The organism is Pseudomonas sp. 32_A, from assembly GCF_017490905.1.
GTDB lineage: Bacteria > Pseudomonadota > Gammaproteobacteria > Pseudomonadales > Pseudomonadaceae > Aquipseudomonas > Aquipseudomonas inefficax.
Genome location: NZ_JAFGYI010000502.1, coordinates 1 through 240, shown reverse-complemented (window position 1 = coordinate 240; position 240 = coordinate 1). Strand labels below are relative to the sequence as shown.

Genomic DNA, 240 nt, shown 5'->3' with positions numbered 1-240 from the left:
AGATCGGGAAGAAGTAGCCCAGGGTGCTGAACAGCAGTACGAAGTAGCCGACGTTGCCCAGCCAGGCACTGATCCAGTAGCCCCAGGCCGAGGAGAAGCCCATGTAGTCGCCGAAACCGGCCTTGGCATAGGCATACACCCCCGAATCCAGCTCCGGCTTGCGGTTGGCCAGGGTCTGGAACACGAACGCCAGCGCCAGCATGCCAACAGCTGTGATGCCCCAGCCGATCAGCACCGCGC

Annotated in this window: 1 protein-coding gene; it reads right to left on the bottom strand. The window is 62.9% G+C overall.

Features of this window, described 5'->3' with window-relative positions:
* On the bottom strand, nt 1-240 hold a 240-nt coding region (locus J5M58_RS27600; protein ID WP_207880693.1), incomplete at both ends, for an amino acid permease.